The sequence below is a fragment of the Bifidobacterium sp. B4079 genome, from assembly GCF_026537385.1.
Taxonomy (GTDB): domain Bacteria; phylum Actinomycetota; class Actinomycetes; order Actinomycetales; family Bifidobacteriaceae; genus Bombiscardovia; species Bombiscardovia asteroides_I.
Genome location: NZ_JAFNMH010000002.1, coordinates 288,590 through 308,469 on the forward strand (window position 1 = coordinate 288,590; position 19,880 = coordinate 308,469).

Consider the following 19,880-nt stretch of genomic DNA (forward strand, 5'->3'; position numbering starts at 1 on the left):
ATGTATATATCCAGAATGCCGTTGAATGCTGTGCGGTATGCGGCTAAGCAACTGATAGCCTCGCCTTACCGTCTTCATGCCGCCGTCGAGAAGTCCTTTCCGCCGGATGCTGTACGCAGTGGCGATGGGGGACGTATCTTGTGGCGATTGGATTTCTCTCGTGATGGAGATTCGACCTGGCTGTATGTGGTTAGCCCCGAGCGCCCTGACTTCACACATATCGTCGAGCAGGCCGGTTGGCCGACCCGCGCCGAGTGGGAGGTGAAGGATTACGAACCCTTGATCACTCATATAGCCAAGGGACAGGAGTGGGCCTTCAGGCTTCGGGCGAATCCTGCCAGACAGGTCTATATGGACAAGGGGCGACGGTCCGATCATGCAGTAGCCGGCAAGGTGATGGGCCATGTCACTACGGATTATCAGCTGTCTTGGCTGGAGAAGCGTAGTGAACGCAACGGGTTTGTCCTTCTGGGCAGCTCGGATGAGAGTCATGGGCCGGCCTGTGTTGTTTCAGAGCGCCGCAAGAAGCAGTTCGACCACGGAGGCAGCAAGATCACCTTGATTACAGCCCAGTTCGATGGACAGCTCCGGGTAACCGATGCGCAAGCTTTCCAACGTTGCCTACGGCAGGGCATCGGCAGGGCTAAGAGCTTCGGCTGCGGATTGCTGACGGTGGCTCCGATCCGATGACTAAGGATCAGTCCATGGGGTCTGCCGTGAGAACCGAGGTTCCCGGCAGTCCCCCTCCTGAATTGGGTGAATTGGTGCGGGCCGAGGATAGACTCTCCTTTGCCTATTTCGAGCACTGCGTTATCAGCCGCGATGACAATGCCATCGCGGTCACCAGAGATACCGGGACTATACGGCTGCCTGCTGCCAATCTAGGTGTGCTCATGCTGGGTCCCGGCACCACCGTCAGTCATCAGGCCATGGTGGTTATTGGTGACAACGGTGCCAGTGTGGTATGGGTGGGGGAGCGCGGTGTGAGGATGTACGCGTTCGGCCGTCCTCTGACGCATTCGGCGGCTCTTCTGCAAAGGCAGGCGGCTCTGGTCTCCAACACCCGCAAGCGTTTGGCTGTGGCGAGGGCTATGTACCAGATGCGCTTCCTCAACGAAGATGTCAGTTCTTGTACCATGCAGCAGCTGCGTGGACGTGAAGGTGCCCGAGTTCGACAGGTCTACCGTCACTGGTCGGAGCTGACTGGTGTCCCGTGGGACAAGCGAACCTATGATCATGAGGATTTCGATGCCGGCAACGAGATCAACAAGGCCTTGTCGGCTGCTCATACCTGCTTGTACGGAATCGCTCATTCAGTGATTGTGGCCCTTGGGTGTTCGCCAGGCCTGGGATTCGTTCATGTAGGCCATGAGCGCTCCTTTGTCTATGACGTGGCTGATCTGTACAAGGCTGAGATATCGATTCCCGTAGCCTTTAAAACCGCTGCAAAGCAACCCGACGACATCGGGTCAGCGACGCGGCATGCCATGCGTGATGCTGTCTATGACCTTTCGCTCATGCGACGGATGGCTTGTGATATTCCAAGACTGCTTGGAGCGCCTGTCTCTTTGTCTTCTGATGAAGATGACGGGACCTTGGAGCTCTGGGATGAGAGGGTCGGCGGAGTCCCAGCTGGGAGATCCTATGCAGATGAAGAGAAGGGGATGAGCTGATGGTAGTCGTCGTTTTGACAGCATGCCCAGTGGGTCTGCGCGGGGATTTGACTCGATGGCTCCTAGAAATAGCATCCGGGGTTTTCGTGGGCCACGTCACCGCTAGAGTTCGGGATCGACTTTGGGAACGCATCACGGGGCAGATCCGAACTGGCAAAGCAATTATGGTCTATTCCGCCCGTAATGAGCAGCATCTGGGCTTCAAGGTGCATCGCTCGGATTGGGACCCAGTTGACTGTGAAGGATTGGCTCTTATGGAGAAGCCTGCTGATGGCGGCGACGGCAGATTTGCAGGTGGGGGAAACCGATACCGTCGGACTGGTTGGAGCAATGCCAGCAAGTACAGACGTGCGGCAAAGTTCAGACGTTCTCGTTCTGGCTGAATGCAACCGGGCCTGTACTTTTCAAATGAGCTTTGCCGATGAGGGCCAAGCACTGGCTACTGTGTAGGTGCATGGCTAAGGAGCTGAGTGCGGATGGTCTAAATTGCAATGGCTGAGACGGGAAAAAGAGGGGGGTCGAAATGTAAACTGATTAAAAATCAGAGATCTTGTCTATCATATTGTTGGGATTGCAAGGATCTTTAAGTGTGTGCTCCCCGCATACGCGGGGATGATCCGGCCCCCCAGCCGCATCCAACGGAGCCGACATGGTGCTCCCCGCATACGCGGGGATGATCCTGTTCCGCAGGCTGTCGCTTCGTCTCTGTAATTGTGCTCCCCGCATACGCGGGGATGATCCTAGGTCGCACCCTTCCTTGCCATTCCTTCATCCGTGCTCCCCGCATACGCGGGGATGATCCTAGGCGGCAAAGGCAGTTGACGGCGGTCAGTCCGTGCTCCCCGCATACGCGGGGATGATCCCAGCATCGCCACTGCGGTCATCCGCGGCGACTAGTGCTCCCCGCATACACGGGGATGATCCGTTCGCCCAGTCTCCTCTTGGGCACACCAAGTGGTGCTCCCCGCATACGCGGGGATGATCCCTATCCGCAAGATCCGACGGTTGCATGTCGATTGTGCTCCCCGCATACGCGGGGATGATCCCTCATGCTATTTTCGGGCGTGTCGCAGCTGCGCGTGCTCCCCGCATACGCGGGGATGATCCTTCCTTTTCCGCCTACGCCGTCGATGAACGCCTGTGCTCCCCGCATACGCGGGGATGATCCTTATGCTGGCGGTGAGGATCTGAACATGGCTGTGTGCTCCCCGCATACGCGGGGATGATCCCCAGTCTGTTCAGCTTACTGTGACTGGTGCGGGGTGCTCCCCGCATACGCGGGGATGATCCGGCGACAAAGGCTCGATCGATTCGTATGTGCAGGTGCTCCCCGCATACGCGGGGATGATCCGATCATGACCAGCACTACATACACCGACAGCTTGTGCTCCCCGCATACGCGGGGATGATCCTTGCTCAAACTCACGCCGTTGATGGACACCCCGGTGCTCCCCGCATACGCGGGGATGATCCCCAGAAGAAGCTCCTTGCCCATGGATCGCAGGAGTGCTCCCCGCATACGCGGGGATGATCCTGGCTCGGACGACACTGGCGCAGTTCTAGGCCTGTGCTCCCCGCATACGCGGGGATGATCCCTTCGCCGTTGTGCCGCTGATCTCGTTGTAGGCGTGCTCCCCGCATACGCGGGGATGATCCGCCCTGCCCAAGGGATAAAAGTCGACAAGTATGGTGCTCCCCGCATACACGGGGATGATCCCATCGGCAGCGTCACCATCCCCACGGCGGGCGAGTGCTCCCCGCATACGCGGGGATGACCCTCTCGTATCCTGTGGATATGGTCTGAGTGTGTAGTGCTCCCCGCATACGCGGGGATGATCCCTTAGGCAGGCTTATTATGGCGGGTGGTGCTATGTGCTCCCCGCATACGCGGGGATGATCCCCGGTCGACCCGCCATGCCTCGCCCCTGCTCTTGTGCTCCCCGCATACGCGGGGATGATCCCTGGTATGAAAAGGAATTCGGCATCGGCCCGGCGTGCTCCCCGCATACGCGGGGATGATCCCCGTCACAACCTCACCATTCAGCTTCCTGAAGGGTGCTCCCCGCATACGCGGGGATGATCCCGGACGACATGGGCACGCCATGCCTCGCGGCTAGTGCTCCCCGCATACGCGGGGATGATCCGGAGTGGGAGTTCATACGGGCAAAAGATGAGGCGTGCTCCCCGCATACGCGGGGATGATCCCTGCCTCAAAACCCGGTTTCCGGCTCTTCCGGCGTGCTCCCCGCATACGCGGGGATGATCCTGGCAACAACAATCACCGGCATGATCAGCTTCAGTAATCACCGGCATGATCAGCTTCAGTGCTCCCCGCATACGCGGGGATGATCCGTCGTCGATGATGCCCAGCTTCCACACCTTGTAGTGCTCCCCGCATACGCGGGGATGATCCTGGAACGAGACCCAAATACCAGTCAGCCAGATCGTGCTCCCCGCATACGCGGGGATGATCCTGCATATGCCAGCTGTTTCTCATTGATCGTGAGGTGCTCCCCGCATACGCGGGGATGATCCCCATCTCATCCAGCGGGTCGGAAACCGGATCGGGTGCTCCCCGCATACGCGGGGATGATCCGTTTCGTGCCTATGGAGCTTATAACGGGGGACAGTGCTCTCCGCATACGCGGGGATGATCCCAGAGTCAGGCTTACGTGTGTCTACTGCATATCGTGCTTTTCACATCCGCAGCGATGATCTCAGCGCTGCTACCAGACAGTGCACCGCACTGCAGTGCTCCTCGCATCCGCGGGGATGATCCAGTGTACTAGGGTCTGGACCGCGCCAGCTTTCCATGCTCCATGCATTGGCAGAGATAATTCTAAGCCCCAGCACTCACGGGAGATATAAGTGCTTCTCGCATTTGTGATGATAAATAATTCTTGATTTTCACCGTGCTTCCATTGTTCCTTCTTATTGGCATTCTGCACGCGTTCTGCTGGATGCTGCTTGTGTGCGATCGGCTTTGCGGTTGCCGTGGTTGTTTCTTTATGCCAGCGCTGTGAATGTGAAAAGACCAATGGGAACTTCCCGATGTTTATTAGGTACAGGTAGGTTGGTTGGTGCTCATGTGTTCAGATACTCCCTGAAGGGTTCAAGATCAATAAACTCGTGGTCGTTGGCCATCTTCCTTACTTGGGCTGGGGAAAGCCGCATCAGCTTGGGGTGACCGCATACGGCGTCGAGCACGCTCTCGATGGCTGCCGGCGACTCACCTGCTGTGAGAGCATCCTCCGCGTCGTCCTCGATGTATGTCCAGGCTTTGTCGGGCAACTGCCATCATGGCATCAAAGCTGATGTCAGTCATCCATGTCCTCCTTTCAGTGTCCCTGCCTGCTAGGCCATGCTTCCCGCATCCGAACGTGGTGACTCGTTGTCTGCGTTTCGCTGTGGTTCGGAACGCAGACCAAGATCCTTCGGTCTTGTCCTTTATATGCTGTTCGTGGCCATAGCTCAAATTTGTGAAGGCGTGAACTTCTAGCTGGGTTCTTTAAGGTGGGGAGTAGTAAGCTCGGATGACTCGTTCTTGGCATCGGGCTATCGAGTAGCGCCCTCAAATGTTTGAGAGCCTTCGTATCCATTGAGCTTTCCTTGCTGGCGGAAATACACAGTTGACTGCAACCTCTTTCTTCCGACAGGTTGACATCCTTGCAGCAGCACGGCATATTCAGTAGACCGGAATTAATATCCAGCCTTTCCGGTTTGTGTTGTATCGCCTGTAAAGGTCAATATCAGAAATTCGAATAATCGAAGAGATTCATGCTTTGTAATCATAATAGGGCTAAAAACACTGGATAAATGATTAGCTGGGCTAGAACCTTACGTGCTGCAGGTATGCACAATGCGCAAAGGGGGAGAGCCTCCCGAGCGCTCATATTTTTTGATGATTATATGAATACCATCGACGGGGATCCGACCACAGAAAAACTGATGCTCCTGATCGAGGAGGCAGGATCTTTGGATATCGATGTGTTCTGCTAACAGATCATTCAAGCTGGGATCCAGGTGAAGCGCGCGATATAGACAGAGCACTCGCCTTGAAGGAAGATGCGACTGCTGTGTTTGCTGGCAAAATTTTGCGGAGGCAGGCAGATTAACAGCAGGGAGCAAGAACAGGATGATGCGATTGTAAACAAGAATAAAGAAGGTATGAGAACGGACATCCATGGCAAATTGATAATTCGTGGATCCGTTCCCAAACCTCAGTGGTCGATGGTTTGTCTGTTCTTAGTTTTGGGGCTTTCTGAACAGGATTTGACTTTTCGATGCATGTGCATGTGTGTCTTAGTCGTCTAGTGATGAAAACGAGCGGCAGGGGGATATGGCAACTGAAGTGGATGGTCAGCTGCATCAGGTCTATGCGATGACTTTTGCGTTTCTGGGCACGAGTGCGCTGCCCGGTATAAGCTGTAGGCGATGTGTTCATGAGTGGCGGACTTGGAGGTGTGGTCGCCGATGGAACAATTCGACGATACGAATGGTACGGAATCCGCCAGAGGCGATGCAGCTGGTTCCGTAGCCGTGCCGACGCACACGGATGAAGCGACTGCTGTGAACAGGGTTTCAGCCCATCCTGAGGCCACTATTCCAGATTCGGAATACTCACTGGCTGAGATCGAGCAGCGCCGTGCCCGTCCGGTCCGCTGGGTCGTCTTCGCGCTGGCAGTCCTCGTGGCCATTGTCATTCCTTACGGATACGGTCGCTCGCTGGCCATCAACCATACCCAGGGCGTACTCCACTATGCCTCGGTCCTGGATCCGCGAGGCATAGCTCTGATTGCCTGGACGGTGACCGTGCTGACCTTTATGGGTATCGCCATGTCCATCATTGAGTCGTCCTCCTGGTTCTGGCGGGTGGTCTTCGTGCTGGGACTAGCCGCAGAGCAGCTGATCGCCGGCCTCTGCCTGCTCAAGATGAATTTCTGGTACAGCACCTTCGTGGTCTACCAGCATCAGGCCATCCTGGCCAATGCGGCCAACCTGGGCATCATCGCGGCCGGACTGGGAGTGGCGGTCTTCGCCATCCTCTTTGTGGCCATCCTGGTCTGTGTCAAGAAGGATTCCCCCTGGAACGCATTGACCCACAGCTGGTCGGCCCTGTCCATGTTCTTCATCATTGAGCTGATTGCCATAGCCATTGTCCTCTTCGGTGGCCTCATCACCGCGGTTTGATTCGTAGGGTAGCTAATTCGTAAGAAATAGGTCGCCCGATATGCTGTAACAGACGAGTTGGAGTTTTCGGGTTGGTTTTCGTCTGCGCACGGCAATAGACGTGGTTGTAAGACCAAGATGCTTTGTCCCATTGATTGCTGCAGAGCATTTGACCGTTGAGGATGGGCTATTGTATGTGATTCTATTCTGCTAATTCCCGATCCAGACGGTTGGCTATCCAACCAGCGTAGAAGACGTCTATGGTGGATATGATCAAGCCGATCCCCGCGAGAATGAAGGTGGGCCAGAACAAATAGGCCTTAAACCAGTCGGGGAAGTTGTCGAAACCGTGGATGAAGAAGTCGTCCATGAAGGGGTAGGCCATCGTCAGGACGAGTGCGGTGTAGGCGAGGACGTGGATGGTGTAGGGAATGGTGGTCCCGGTGATGTACCGCATGCCGATGTTGAAGTTGTCGAGGGCGGTTTGGAGTTCGCGGCTGCTGGCCGGGGTCATGAGGCGTGGGGAGAATTGCCGGTGGGTGGCCCAGGCCCATGTGCCGATGCCGAGGGCGAGGCCCAGGACGCAGCAGACGATCTCAGAGGTCAGCGGGGGCATGCCCAGGAGGACCTCACCGCCCTTAAGGGGACGGTGCGGTCTGGAGCGGTGCCATGCGCGGGCTATTCTGAAGGCGACCAGGAGGATGGTGACGATCAGCGCGGTGGTGCATATGGGGGCGGCGTAGTGTTGTCTGTTGTATTCCCTGGCTTCCGGGGTCCGGTAGCGCATGGGGGCTTTGAGGGGCTGGTTGCGGACGCGGTCCCAGTAGACGCGGGTGAACCGGTCGGGCAGGTAGCCGATGGCTTCGTAGCGCCACCATGCGGGGCGGCGGGCCTGCCAGTGCGGTGTCGGCCGTGTCTTGCGGCGGACGGGGTCCTCCCGCTGGTGGTCGTGGGCGAGGGCGCGGACCCGGCGGGCGCGCAGGAGCCTGGTGACGGGGTTGCCGGGCCCCTTCCAGACCAGGAGGCTGACCTGGTCCTGGGTGAAGGTGACCAAGTCAGGGTCGGGAGTGTGGCCGACGCCGACCTCGGGCAGGGGGACGTCGCCGCCGGGGACCACGCCGGGGCCGCAGGCGGCGCCGCCCACGGAGCAGATCCTGCCCGCGTACCATGGGCCGGTGGCCTGTTCGGGTGGCTGCACGTATTGGCCGACCAGGCGGACCACCAGCCCGTCCTCTCCCAGCCCGTCGAACCATCCGGCGCCCCTGCAGGCCCCGGATACAGTTGCGGGCCCGTCGGCCAGGACGACCAGCGATCCCAGGGGCAGGACCTGCCCGGGTCGGGGCCGGCCGATCCTGCCGCGCCGCCGCCACACGTGCCCCTGGTAGGTCTGCAGGCACAGGCCCCGCGCCAGGAGGTAGGGCGCCAGAACACGGTCCATCAGCCGCCTCGACCTCCACGCATTGAACGACACCACGGCAAACAACCAGACCAGCACCGCACCGAAGAGCAGTAAACCGACCATCAAATACAACATGAAAATCCTTTTGTAAGCCTTAATTCCAAGAATTGCTTTCTCCGGCATTCACCAAACGTTATCCCGAATATGGTCCCCCAATCCATCTCCCTGGCCGCGTTTGACAGAATTGTCGTAAATGCCGTTTCCAAATGCCGGTATTGCAACGCCAAGTATTAAGCCAACTATCGCACCTGCTATTGTGCCGGCTCCGGGGACGGCGGAACCGATAAGAGCGCCTATATAAGCGCCGGTTGCGGCCCCGCTAATTCCTCCCGCTGTGGTGATAGCTCCATGAACAAGAGCATCTTGAGTTGCGGCCTGCTCTCCATAGACTTCTTTCCGCTCAAAGTAAGTACCGGAAGCGTCAGCCACTCCGCCGACCAAGCTGCCAAAACCGCTTATCTTTCCAGCTTTGTTTGCAGCTTTGCCTGCAGCTTTAAATATATTTCCGGTTGTTTTAGATGCTGGTGCAATAAGATCACCGCCCTCAACGAGTCCACCGACGATAGGAGCATACCAATTCCCTGATAATCCTTCTCCAATGAGTCCTGCGGTCTTTAGCCCCTCAATCAGGGCTGGATCAGCTTTCATAAGTTCAGCTATTCCGCTCAGTGCTTCAAAACCGCCTGAGAGGACACTGCCGACCGTGAAAGAGCGGTTCAATGTGCTCAGTTGCATGGCCTTAGCGGTTACTTCATCAACGCATCTGTCAAGGTCGTTTGTGGTTTTCCTGGCAGCGTCCTTGTATTGTTCCCTGGCCTGGCTGACTTCAAGCTTCAACCGATTGATTTCGGCATTGTCGTCGGCAATTTGCCCTTGGTGACGAGTTATGTTCTCGTTTGTCGAATCAATGATACCAAGCAGACGATTGGTATCCCGCGACATGCTGTCCCCGTTGGTTTGCCTGACCCTCTCCAGATTATCGCTGGTTCTTTTCAGTGACTGCTTCGCCTGGTCGATTTTCTTCCGATTCTTCGCGGTTGAGTCGCGAAGGTTCATTGCCTTTCGGCAATCTCTGTATGCGGTATCTTGGCTCGTGTCGACTGCAGACCCCCAGCTTCTTAATGCTTGGTCGATGTTCTCGTAGACCTCTGAAAGGCGTCCGGCAAACTGTGCCACTTGAGAAAGGGACTGTTGGAGCTGTTTTGCTGAATCGCCTTTGAAATCAGGTGCCTTTCCGCAAGCGCTGGTTATGGAGTTACTCACTTCCTGGCAACGTTTACCGTTCTCGGAAAACTGCGAGGCCAGTGCGTCGATTGTGCTCTTTCCTCCTGGTACAGGGTTTTTTGATACGTCTAGAGCCGACCAATCCAAATCTGAAGCGCCCATGATGTCGTATCCTTAAGTAGTGTCATCCCGTTCAATGCAAATATCAAAAGTTGTGATTTTTTTATTTGCGCTTTTTGACTTCAACGCTCAGCTTGTCATCGACATTGCTTGTCTGCATGGTTACCGATTCAATGAACTGATTAAGAACGTGAACAGATTGCTGAAGGTTCAACATACGCTGTTTTAGGTTGTCATTGACCCGATTCGTGCTGTCGGCTACTGAGTCGTCCCCTAATCCGTCTTCACCCTGAACGCTGTCGACGTTAATGGTGTTTACTTCGTACTCCCAATTTTTGTCGGCTTGATTCAAGGTTCTGCTCATGTCGGCAAGCTGACCGTAATCCACGGAAAAGTCCGCCATGGTCTTCTCCCGTCTCTCCCTTTTATCAAGTATGTCCTATGCGGCCGGTAACTAAATCAGAGATGAAGGTGGGGGTAGTCGGTTGATTTGGTGACTTCATCAAATGTTCGTTCATAGGATTGTTCCTCGGCGTTGATGTATCCCATGAACACTATTTCCGTCACGTCTGGACGGTTGAAGAAAATCGTCTTGGCCGGATCGGTCATGCCATACGGAAATTGTACGGCACCATAATCAAAGTAACCCGTTGTTCCATTCATGACTGTTAACGGAGCGCGGGCGATGATAACCAGCAGGGTACCCGGGTCTCTTTTGGTCCTAACCACGGATCCCAAAGGAAGAATGGTATCTTCTGATTTGATGGAGTTCTGATCGGATTGTTTCATTGGGTGCTCTTCTTTGATGGATTTTGATGGATGGATGAAGGTACATTCCTTCAACTTCTCTAACAACCTATGGCGGTACTACGCAGTACATCACGGTCGACTCATGTAACACAATACAACATCTTCGCTACGGTGCAAGCAATAACCACGTTCAAGGCAGCGGTGCCATAGTTGGGGAAAGGAATCGATTGTGTTGATTCGTCATGGTCGAGCAGGGAAATTGGCGGAGTGGCACATGTGTATTCACGTAGTACTGACTTCCTCCATTTTGCTGATTCCGTCACTGTTTGCTTGGTCCGCAAAATGTGTATAATAGTTCTTTGGCGTGTTTCGCCCGCGGAACCAGAGCGCTTCGGCATTGGGCCGGTGCACCGCGTAACGGAAAGAAACAGAGGAGGAGCCGTGGCTCTTACGACTGAGCAGAAGCAGGCAATCGTCAAGGAATATGCGACGCACGAGGGCGATACGGGTTCCCCCGAGGTCCAGGTGGCCTTGCTGAGCAAGCGCATCTCCGACCTGACTGAGCACCTCAAGGAGCACCAGCACGACCATCATTCGCGCCGCGGCCTCCTGCTCATGGTCGGCCATCGTCGCCGGTTGCTGGACTACCTTAAGAAGGTGGATATCAACCGCTACCGTTCCTTGGTGGAGCGTCTTGGACTGCGCCACTAATATGCATGCTTTCGCCCGGGCCTAGCGCTCGGGCGCTTTTGCATGACTGAACCAGGCGCCGTCGACCCCGGGATGGGGTTACAGAAGATGGTGCCGAATTGAAATGCAAGGCTGGTTCGCAAGGCATGAAGATAGCCGGACACGGGGTTCGGCAGGGCCAGGCCGAAGTACACGGATCTCCGGCAGTTAAGTGATGCCGAGCATCCTGACATCAGGTAGTAAACAAGCAGTAAACAAAAGGAGGAACCCTATGGAGGGTCCCGAAATCACGGCTGTAGAAGCCACGATCGATAACGGATCATATGGCAAGCGCACGGTGCGCTTCGAGACGGGTCGTCTCGCCCAGCAGGCGGATGGGGCAGTAGCCGCCTATCTTGATGACGATTCCATGGTGCTGTCCACCACCACCGCCGGGTCCAGCCCCAAGGAGAACTACGACTTCTTCCCGCTGACCGTCGATGTGGAAGAGAAGATGTACGCCGCGGGCAAGATCCCCGGGTCCTTCTTCCGCCGCGAGGGCCGACCCTCAAACGAGGCCATTCTGGCCTGCCGGCTGATTGACCGCCCCCTGCGCCCCCTCTTCCCGCACACTCTGCGCAACGAGGTTCAGGTCGTGGAGACCATCCTGGCTGTCAACCCCGAGGATGCCTACGACGTGCTAGCTCTGAACGCGGCATCCGCCTCTACCCTGATTTCAGGTCTGCCCTTCGAGGGTCCGGTTTCGGGTCTGCGCCTTGCCCTGATCGATGGTCAGTGGGTGGCCTTCCCGCGCTGGAGCGAGCGCGAGCGTGCCGTCTTCGAGCTGGTCGTAGCCGGTCGTGTGGTCGATGGCGGGGATGTCGCCATCGCCATGATCGAGGCAGGCGCCGGCAAGAACGCCTGGAGCCTGATCTATGACGAGGGCCAGATCAAGCCCGACGAAGAGGTGGTCGCCCAGGGCCTTGAGGCTGCCAAGCCCTTCATCAAGGTGCTGTGCGAGGCCCAGAGCGAGCTCAAGGCCAAGGCCGCCAAGCCCACCAAGGACTTCCAGCTCTTCCCTGAGTACACCGACGAGCTTTATGCTCGCATCGACCAGGTGGCTCATGCCGACCTGGACCAGGCCCTGTCCATCGCGGAGAAGTTGCCCCGCCAGGATCGCATTCACGAGATCAAGGAGAAGGTCCGCGAGGCTCTGGCTGACGAGTTCACCGACATGGACGAGGCCGAGAAGGACAAGGAGCTGGGCAATGCCTTCAAGGAGCTCCAGCGCCAGATCGTCCGCCGCCGCATCCTGACCCAGGACTACCGCATCGATGGCCGTGGCCTGCGCGACATCCGCACCCTGTCCGCTGAGGTGGACGTGGTGCCCCGAGTGCACGGTTCCGCCCTCTTCCAGCGTGGTGAGACCCAGGTGCTGGGCATCACGACCCTGAATATGCTGAAGATGGAGCAGACCATCGACGCCCTGTCTGGCCCCACCACCAAGCGCTACATGCACAACTACGAGATGCCACCCTATTCGACCGGCGAGACCGGCCGTGTGGGTTCGCCCAAGCGTCGCGAGGTGGGTCATGGCAACCTGGCCGAGCGCGCCCTGATCCCGGTTCTGCCCAGCCGCGAAGAGTTCCCATACGCCATCCGTCAGGTCTCTGAGGCCATCGGCTCCAACGGGTCCACCTCCATGGGCTCCGTCTGCGCCTCCACCCTGTCCCTGCTGGCTGCCGGCGTGCCCCTGAGGGCTCCTGTGGCGGGCATCGCCATGGGCCTGGTCACAGGCGAGGTCGACGGTCGGCCCACCTACAAGACCCTGACCGACATTCTGGGCGCCGAGGATGCCTTCGGCGACATGGACTTCAAAGTGGCTGGCACCTCCGAGTTCATCACTTCCCTGCAGCTGGACACCAAGCTGGACGGCATCCCCGCCGACATCCTGGCTGCCGCCCTGCAGCAGGCCAAGGAGGCCCGGGCCACCATCCTCGACGTGATCAACGAGTGCATCGACGGGCCTGCCGAGATGAGCCCCTATGCGCCGCGCATCATCACCACCCAGGTCCCGGTTGACAAGATCGGCGAGGTCATCGGTCCCAAGGGCAAGATGATCAACCAGATCCAGGAGGACACCGGCGCCGACGTCTCCATCGAGGACGACGGCACGGTCTACATCGCCTCCGAGGGCGGCGAGGCAGCGGCCAAGGCCAAGGAGGTCATCGACCAGATCGCCAACCCGCACGTGCCCGAGGCGGGGGAGACCTTCAACGGCAAGGTGGTCAAGATCACCAGCTTTGGCGCCTTCGTCAACCTGACACCGGGCACCGACGGACTTCTGCACATCTCGCAGATTCGCAACCTGGCCAACGGCGAGCGCATTGACTCCGTGGAGGATGTTCTCAAGGAGGGCGACACCGTCGAGGTCATCGTCCAGGGTGTGGATGACCGAGGCAAAATCTCCTTGGCAATCCCAGGCTTCGAGGACCAGGAGTCTGCAGGAGGCCGTGACCGTGGCGGCCGTGGAGACCGTCACGAGCGCGGCGGCCGTGGTGACCGCGATCGTCGTGATCGCCGCAGCCGTTCCTCCGAGCGCGAGGATCGGTATGAGGCCCCGCGTCGCTCCCGTTCCGAGCGTGATGATCGCTACTACGATGACGAGGACCAGGAGGACCGTCCCCGGCACCATCGTCAGAGCCGCGACCGCGACTATGAGGATGACGGTGACTGGTTCGAGGATGAAGACCGTGGCTCCCGTCGTGCTCGCCGTCGAGTCTCCCGCGATGATGACGAGGATCGTGGCGGCCGGGGCCGTGGCGAGCGTCGCGGCCGCAGCAGCCGTTCCGAGCGTGATGGCCGCAGTGATCGTGGCGGTCGTCATGAGCGTCGCTCCTCCGGACGTGGCGGCTATCGTGGCCGCAGGGAGAACCCGCGCTATGCGGCCGACGAGCACTACGACGAGTACCGTGCTGACCGGGAGGAGCGTTCCGAGCGTCCCCGTCGTCGGGTGCGCAGGGACTTCGATCCCTTCGACAGTGAGGACTGATTCCCGCTGATGACAGGACCCCGTCTGTTGGACGGGGTCCTGTTTTGTCTGCAGACCCTCCCGTGAGAGAATGGGAAACATGTCCGTATCACTGATCGTGCTTATCGTCATTGTCCTGCTGGTCGTGTTGCTGGTCATCTGGGGCATCAGGGCTTATAACGGCCTGGTCGGTCTGCGTAACCGAGTGGCCAATGGCTGGGCGCAGATCGACGTTCAGCTCAAGCAGCGTGCCGACCTGGTGCCCAACCTGGTCCAGACGGTTAAGGGCTACGCCTCACACGAGTCCACCGTCCTGGAGGAGGTCACCAAAGCCCGCGCCGATGTGGCCCAGGTCCAGACGGCTGGAGGGGATCAGATGCAGGCCCGTGCCGATGCCGAGCAGCGGCTGGGCCAATCCCTGGTCACCCTGATGGCTCGGGCGGAGGCCTACCCCGAGCTCAAGGCCAACCAGAACTTCTTGGACTTGCAGCGTCAGCTCAAGGACCTGGAGGACAAGATTGCCTATGCCAGGCAGTTCTACAACGACGTGGTCCAGAAGTTCAACACCCGCATCGAGACGGTTCCCTCCAACATCATCGCATCCCTCTTCCACTTCCGTCAGGCCCAGTATTTCCAGGCTGACGAGGGCAGCCGACAGGCGCCCGTAGTGGACTTCGGACAGTGAACGCCCCAGCGGCATCCTCCGGAAAGTCGGTCTCAGGCCATTCCTCCTGGAGCACCTCCCGCTTTTTCCGAGCACTGGCGCTGGCCCTGGTGGCAGCCTTGGTGACGTGCTTAGTCACTGCACTGCTTGTCTTCAATAGGAATCGGCCTGACCTGGTATACGATTCAGTCGATTACGATGTCCAGGTCCTGGATAATGGCGATTTGCATATCAGTCAGAACCTGACCATCACTATGAATTCCCGCGAGGACGACAACGGCAACAAACGCCCTTGGCGGGAGCTCTACCAGCGCTATCAGATCAAGCCTGACCGGCTGACCGGCATAAGCGACATAAGCGTGACTGACCTGACTAATGGCTCCAGATATAGGCAAGCCGACCCGCCGAAGGATCCTGATAACCTCGATCAGATTCCCGACTGGGACAAGACCATGGCTGGCACCTGGTATATGGGCACGGTCTCGGACTCAGGACTGCAATTCTACAAGCCGGGCGGCTCGAACCAGGGGTTCGCCTGCGGCGATCAAGGGAACCAGTGCCAGGTGGAACTGGGCTGGAACATTCCGCAGACTGCCAAGGATTCAGGACGGCGCTTCCGCATTGACATGACCTTCCACGGGGTGACCACTGCCCATCCCGATGTGGCCGAATTCCAATGGGAGCCCGTGGGCGACACCAACCAGATTCCCGTTGAGCATATGAGCGCTGAAGTTAAGCTTCCCAAGTGGGTAGGGACAGAGAAAGACAAGGATGCCAAGGCCTGGCTGCACTTCGCTGGCAGAGGTTCCTACCAGGTGGGGGATGACAGCCGTATCCGATTCTCTGCTGACCGTATTGAGCCGGGTCAGCATCTGGATTTGGTGGTTCTCTTCGATGCGGGGAGGGTTTCCTCGGTGGTCAGGACCGATTCCCGACCGGCGCGTGTCCGTATCGTCGAGCAGGAACGCCAGCAGTATGAGCACTGGCACGCCGAGCAGACCAGATGGGCGCGGATCGGACTTTTAGCTGGCGTACTGGCCGTCTTTGCTGCTATCGCGCTGATTGCAGTGATGCTTTGGCAGGCCTTCCGCACCTATGGGGACTCCCAGTACCGGGGCGATATTATCTACTACCGTGAGCCTCCTGATCTGTCACCTGCCGTGGCCGCCGTTATCAACGATCTGATGCTGACCCGGGAATCCTCCATTGGCAGACAATTGTCAGCCACCATTCTCTCCTTGGCCTCCAAGCGGGCCATCGCTCTGATTCCGGTCAAGTATGAGGGACGGGCGAATTCCGGCGGAGGATCAGCGACCAAGGTGATGCGCTCGTTGCTCCATAGAGGCAGACAGCAGTCCATGGAGGTGGTCATCAATCCGGTCTGCAGTCAGGATCGAGCCTCCCTGGCCCTGTCCTTCAGCGAGGAAGCCTGCCTGGCCATGCTGGAAGGTGCCCCCGCTATGATGGGCTCTGAGGATAAACGTTTCGACCTGAATGAGATGATTGCTCTCTTTTCCAGCACCGAAGCCAATCATGGCAAGGTCTATCTGGAGGCTTTCGACAAGGCCGTCAAGTATGAGACCAACAATGCCGACCTCCGCGCCTATCGCCATGGTCTAGGGGTATTGGCCTTCTTGGCCCTGCTCTTGGCCGCTTTCATCCTACTGGCTGGATTCCTGCCGGGCACCGTGCTGGTACGTGCGCCCTTGGCCGTTCTTCTGGTGGCTGTGGCAGCATTCTCCATGCGCTATGGTAGTTCGCAAGTGCTCAGCAGCAATGGACAAATCATGGCCGGCCAGGTGTCAGGGCTTCGGCGCTATCTGCTGGACTTCAGCGATTTTAGCCACCGGGGCGTGGAGGATCTGGTGCTCTGGGACCGCTACCTGGTTTACGCCACGGCCTTCGGCATAAGTGACCGGGTCGTCGCTCAGCTGGCACAGGACAGCCCTGAACTGACCGACTCCGGCTGGTTGAATGACAATGCGCGCGGCAGCCTGCTCTACTGGACCTTCCTGCCTTACAGCCAGAATGTTCCGGCGGCTTCCTCCCCGGACGGCACGGGACAGTTCGCCGCCAATGCAATGTTTGACCAAGGCGGGGTGATTGATCTGGGTACTCAGTTGACCCAGGGACTCGAACAGATCGGCAGCATGATCGGCCAGGTCAGCGGTAATGGTCCTGGCAGTAGCGTTGGTGGGTTTGGCAGCGGTGGCGGTTCCTTTGGCGGTTCCGGTGGTGGTTCCGGTGGTGGTTCCTTCGGCGGCCGCTGAGACCGGGCCGCCAGCTAAGCTCGATGGGAAGCCGCCCGGTAGAAGCCGGGCTGAATCTACAAGACGGGAGTACATGCATGACATCGTCGATGCGGGCCTTGGGGCCCTTTACTACGACAGCGGTCGGACTGGGCTGTATGGGATTGTCCATTGAGGGCAAGCCGGACCAGGCAAGGGCCCTCGACGTCATCCACCAGGCCTTGGATGCCGGTTGTCGACATCTGGATACCGCCTGGTCCTACTACGAATCGGGCGGTCCCGAACAGACCAACGAGCGACTGGTCCGCCAGGCTTTGGACTCCTGGCAGGGACCCCGTCAGGATGTGCTGGTGGCCACAAAGGTTGGGCACTATCGCAACTTCACCGACGGGCGGCCCACCTGGGCTGTGGACGGTCGGCCGGAGAGCCTGATCCGGCATGCCAAGGAGTCCGCTCAGGCCTTGGGCGTGGACACCATCGATCTGCTCTACATGCACCGGCCTGATCCGCAGGTGCCCTACCAGGAGTCCCTGGAGGCCATGGCCGAGTTGGCCAAGCAGGGCGTGGCCCGGACCTTAGGCGTCTCCAATGTAGATATTGAGCGGATGGACCTGGCTCGTGAGATTCTGGGTGATAACCTCGTGGCCGTGCAGAACCAGTTCTCGCCCACTTTCACCAGTTCCCGCCAGGAGTTGGATCATGCGGCCGAACTGGGTCTGGCCTTCGTCTGCTGGAGCCCCTTGGGAGGTTTCCGTCAGCCCAAGGACGAAACCCGTTATGACCCCTTCCGGCAGGTGGCTCAGGAGCGCGGTGTTTCCCACCAGCGCGTGGTCCTGGCCTGGGAGCTGTCCCAGAACCGCAATGTCTTCGTGGTTCCCGGGGCTCACAGGGCGGCCACCATTCTGGACTCCTTGCAGGCGGCCGACATGGAGCTGAGCGAAGAGGAGATGGACCGCCTGAACCGGGCGGCGACTGCATGAGTCTCAAGCCTCAACCAAACGAGCAGGATGCCCAGAGCGTTCAAAGAGAAGCTTGGGATCGGGAACGGACCCTGCTAGACAGCAGCCCCCTGTCGTCAGTGGACAATCAAGGTCGGCCGATACCAGTCACTATTCCCATAGCCTTGGTGCCAGGGGTCAGGGTGGCCTACACCACCAGGCTGGGCGGGGTCTCCTCAGGCGATTATGCCCAGCTGAATCTAGGCGGCAAGGGAGGCGATGACCCGCAGGCAGTTGCTGCCAACCGTCAGGCTCTGGGTCGCCAGCTGAACCGTCCTGTGATCCTAGTCGACCAGGTTCACTCAGCCCAGGTCTGGGATGCCGACCAGGGCCAGCCCCAGGGACGTTGCGAGGCTGATGCTCAGGTGACCACCCGTCGTGACTTGGCCCTAGGCATTTTCGCCGCGGATTGCCTTCCCGTGCTTCTGGCCGACCCTCAGGCCGGCGTGATGGGGGCGGCCCACTGCGGCCGCCGTGGTCTGGTTGCCGGAGTCATTTCGGCCACAGTTCAGGCCATGGTCGACAAGGGCGCCAACCCGTCCAGGATCGTGGCAACCCTGGGACCTCGTATCTGCGCAGACTGCTATCAGGTGGGTTCGGACCTGGCCGATGACTTCGAGAAGCGTTTCCCCGGCGCATCCGGACCATGCCGATTCGGCGGAACCGCCATCGATATCGCCGCTGCAGCCAGAATGGAACTGAAGGCGGCAGGAGTGACCAATATCGCAGACTCCGCTCCCCGGGTCGGTGCCGCCACCAGCTACCTGCGTCAGGACCCAGACCTGGAAGAGCTGTGCAGTCAGGACAGTGAAGGTCCTTCCCTATTGAAGCGTCTTGAGGATCTGCGCCGACCGCTGTGCACGCTGGAGAATCCGCTCTGGTATTCCCACCGCCGGGCTTCGCTCTCCAACAAGGTTGGGGAGGGGCGCATGCTGGCCCTTATTCTGGCTGATAACTGAAGCTGTAGGTTGATTGACCCTGCTCCAGCAGCTGGAGCAGGCCTCGGGTGCAGATGTTCGGTGCAGATAGCGCCGGGTCTGTATCTTTCTCTGTTTTCGTATGAGTACCGTTGAATCTATGAGTGAGAGCAGAGCATCAGCAGCCCCGTCCGAGGCCAGTCAGGATAGCGCAGAGCCGGAGGAGCAGATTCAGCCAGTTGTGGCGGTGATTCTGGCGGCTGGGCTGGGCGTTCGATTCGACGAGAACAACCCTAAGCAGCTGGTGCAGGTGGGCGGCAAACCCATTATCACTTGGTCAATTGACGCCTTCCAGCTCAATGCCCGCGTCACCGACATCCTGGTCGTGGTCAATGATCGCGTGCGGGAGGCTGTCGAGGCTATCGTGGGCGATGACACCTATGACAAGGTCCGCACGGTCATCCAGGGCGGCATCGAGCGCATGGACAGCACCGAGGCTGCCCTGCAGACCCTGGCTGATGCGGAGATCCCCCAGGATGCCAAGCTGCTCATCCACGATGCGGTACGCCCTTTCGTCAGCCAGGAATCGATCGATGGCTGCATCGATGCCTTGGATGCATTCAACGCCGCAACTGTGGCCGTGGCCTCGACCGACACCATGCTGATGGCCGGCGACCTGGGCGAGCGCAAGGTGGTGCGCCAGGTGCCCAATCGTGACAACATGTTCCGGGCTCAGACCCCGCAGGCCTTCCGCTTCGGCACCCTCCGCAAGGCCTACGAACTGGCCGCTGCGGACCCCGATTTCCATCCCACTGATGACACCAGGGTCGTGGTGGACCGTCTGCCTGAGGAGCCGGTGGCCATTGTGGCCGGCAGCGTGACCAACATGAAGATCACCCTGCCATCGGACGTGCCCATGGCTGAATGGATAGCGCGCTCCCTGGCCGGGTGAAGTCC

At 58.7% G+C, this 19,880-nt stretch carries 16 protein-coding genes and 1 CRISPR repeat array; of the genes, 11 read left to right on the top strand and 5 right to left on the bottom strand.

The features are described from left to right. From cas6e to cas2e, 3 genes are read left to right on the top strand one after another with little or no spacing between them, the layout of a single operon-like run. A complete protein-coding gene (cas6e, locus tag J3T95_RS05915) occupies positions 1–690 on the top strand; it encodes a type I-E CRISPR-associated protein Cas6/Cse3/CasE (protein ID WP_267450784.1) in 690 nt (229 codons plus the stop codon). 14 nt (positions 691–704) lie between these two features. Beyond that, positions 705–1,673 (top strand): type I-E CRISPR-associated endonuclease Cas1e, encoded by a 969-nt coding sequence (cas1e, locus tag J3T95_RS05920; RefSeq protein ID WP_267450785.1) that lies wholly within the window; start codon positions 705–707, stop codon positions 1,671–1,673. After that, complete coding sequence (cas2e, locus tag J3T95_RS05925; RefSeq protein WP_267399345.1) at positions 1,673–2,056, top strand: type I-E CRISPR-associated endoribonuclease Cas2e; 384 nt, start codon at positions 1,673–1,675, stop codon at positions 2,054–2,056. Before cas1e ends, cas2e begins: the two co-directional genes overlap by 1 nt. Positions 2,057–2,264: 208 nt before the next feature. Continuing rightward, a CRISPR array of direct repeats spans positions 2,265–4,330; the repeat unit is 28 nt; unit sequence GTGCTCCCCGCATACGCGGGGATGATCC. Positions 4,331–4,757: 427 nt separating this feature from the next. Here the strand turns inward: cas2e and J3T95_RS05930 are convergent. Continuing rightward, positions 4,758–4,964, bottom strand: coding sequence for a hypothetical protein (locus J3T95_RS05930; protein WP_267450786.1), 207 nt, complete (start codon positions 4,962–4,964; stop codon positions 4,758–4,760). Positions 4,965–6,146: 1,182 nt separating this feature from the next. Between J3T95_RS05930 and J3T95_RS05935 the strand changes: the two genes are divergently transcribed. Then, positions 6,147–6,863: a hypothetical protein gene (locus tag J3T95_RS05935; protein WP_220236325.1), complete on the top strand. Its 717-nt coding sequence runs from the start codon at positions 6,147–6,149 to the stop codon at positions 6,861–6,863. Positions 6,864–7,044: 181 nt separating this feature from the next. On the opposite strand, the gene J3T95_RS05940 is transcribed toward J3T95_RS05935, so the two are convergent. The 4 genes from J3T95_RS05940 to J3T95_RS05955 form a co-directional block, all read right to left on the bottom strand. After that, entirely contained in the window at positions 7,045–8,376 is a 1,332-nt protein-coding gene (locus J3T95_RS05940; RefSeq protein ID WP_267450787.1) for a hypothetical protein, read from the bottom strand. Between the two features lie 48 nt (positions 8,377–8,424). Then, complete coding sequence (locus tag J3T95_RS05945) at positions 8,425–9,687, bottom strand: hypothetical protein (protein WP_267450788.1); 1,263 nt, start codon at positions 9,685–9,687, stop codon at positions 8,425–8,427. A gap of 61 nt (positions 9,688–9,748) precedes the next feature. Beyond that, positions 9,749–10,048 carry a hypothetical protein gene (locus tag J3T95_RS05950; protein WP_267450789.1) on the bottom strand — a complete coding sequence of 100 codons (300 nt, stop codon included), beginning with the start codon at positions 10,046–10,048 and terminating at the stop codon, positions 9,749–9,751. 56 nt (positions 10,049–10,104) lie between these two features. Then, positions 10,105–10,434, bottom strand: a complete 330-nt coding sequence (locus J3T95_RS05955) for a DUF4176 domain-containing protein (protein ID WP_220236321.1) — start codon at positions 10,432–10,434, stop codon at positions 10,105–10,107. 402 nt (positions 10,435–10,836) lie between these two features. Here J3T95_RS05955 and rpsO point away from each other — a divergent pair, with 402 nt between their 5' ends. The 7 genes from rpsO (at position 10,837) to J3T95_RS05990 (ending at position 19,875) form a co-directional block, all read left to right on the top strand. Further along, a complete protein-coding gene (gene rpsO, locus J3T95_RS05960) occupies positions 10,837–11,106 on the top strand; it encodes a 30S ribosomal protein S15 (protein WP_220236320.1) in 270 nt (89 codons plus the stop codon). 250 nt (positions 11,107–11,356) lie between these two features. Further along, positions 11,357–14,116, top strand: coding sequence for a polyribonucleotide nucleotidyltransferase (locus J3T95_RS05965; protein ID WP_267450790.1), 2,760 nt, complete (start codon positions 11,357–11,359; stop codon positions 14,114–14,116). A gap of 79 nt (positions 14,117–14,195) precedes the next feature. Next, a complete protein-coding gene (locus J3T95_RS05970) occupies positions 14,196–14,780 on the top strand; it encodes a LemA family protein (protein ID WP_267450791.1) in 585 nt (194 codons plus the stop codon). Continuing rightward, on the top strand, positions 14,777–17,029 hold the full coding sequence (locus tag J3T95_RS05975; RefSeq protein WP_267450792.1) for a DUF2207 domain-containing protein: 2,253 nt from the start codon (positions 14,777–14,779) through the stop codon (positions 17,027–17,029). The genes J3T95_RS05970 and J3T95_RS05975 overlap by 4 nt, the downstream gene beginning before the upstream one ends. Positions 17,030–17,106: 77 nt before the next feature. After that, positions 17,107–17,988, top strand: a complete 882-nt coding sequence (locus tag J3T95_RS05980; RefSeq protein ID WP_267450793.1) for an aldo/keto reductase — start codon at positions 17,107–17,109, stop codon at positions 17,986–17,988. Beyond that, positions 17,985–18,965, top strand: a complete 981-nt coding sequence (locus J3T95_RS05985) for a polyphenol oxidase family protein (protein ID WP_267450794.1) — start codon at positions 17,985–17,987, stop codon at positions 18,963–18,965. The genes J3T95_RS05980 and J3T95_RS05985 overlap by 4 nt, the downstream gene beginning before the upstream one ends. A 118-nt stretch (positions 18,966–19,083) precedes the next feature. Further along, positions 19,084–19,875: an IspD/TarI family cytidylyltransferase gene (locus J3T95_RS05990; protein ID WP_267450795.1), complete on the top strand. Its 792-nt coding sequence runs from the start codon at positions 19,084–19,086 to the stop codon at positions 19,873–19,875. Positions 19,876–19,880 lie beyond the last annotated feature (5 nt).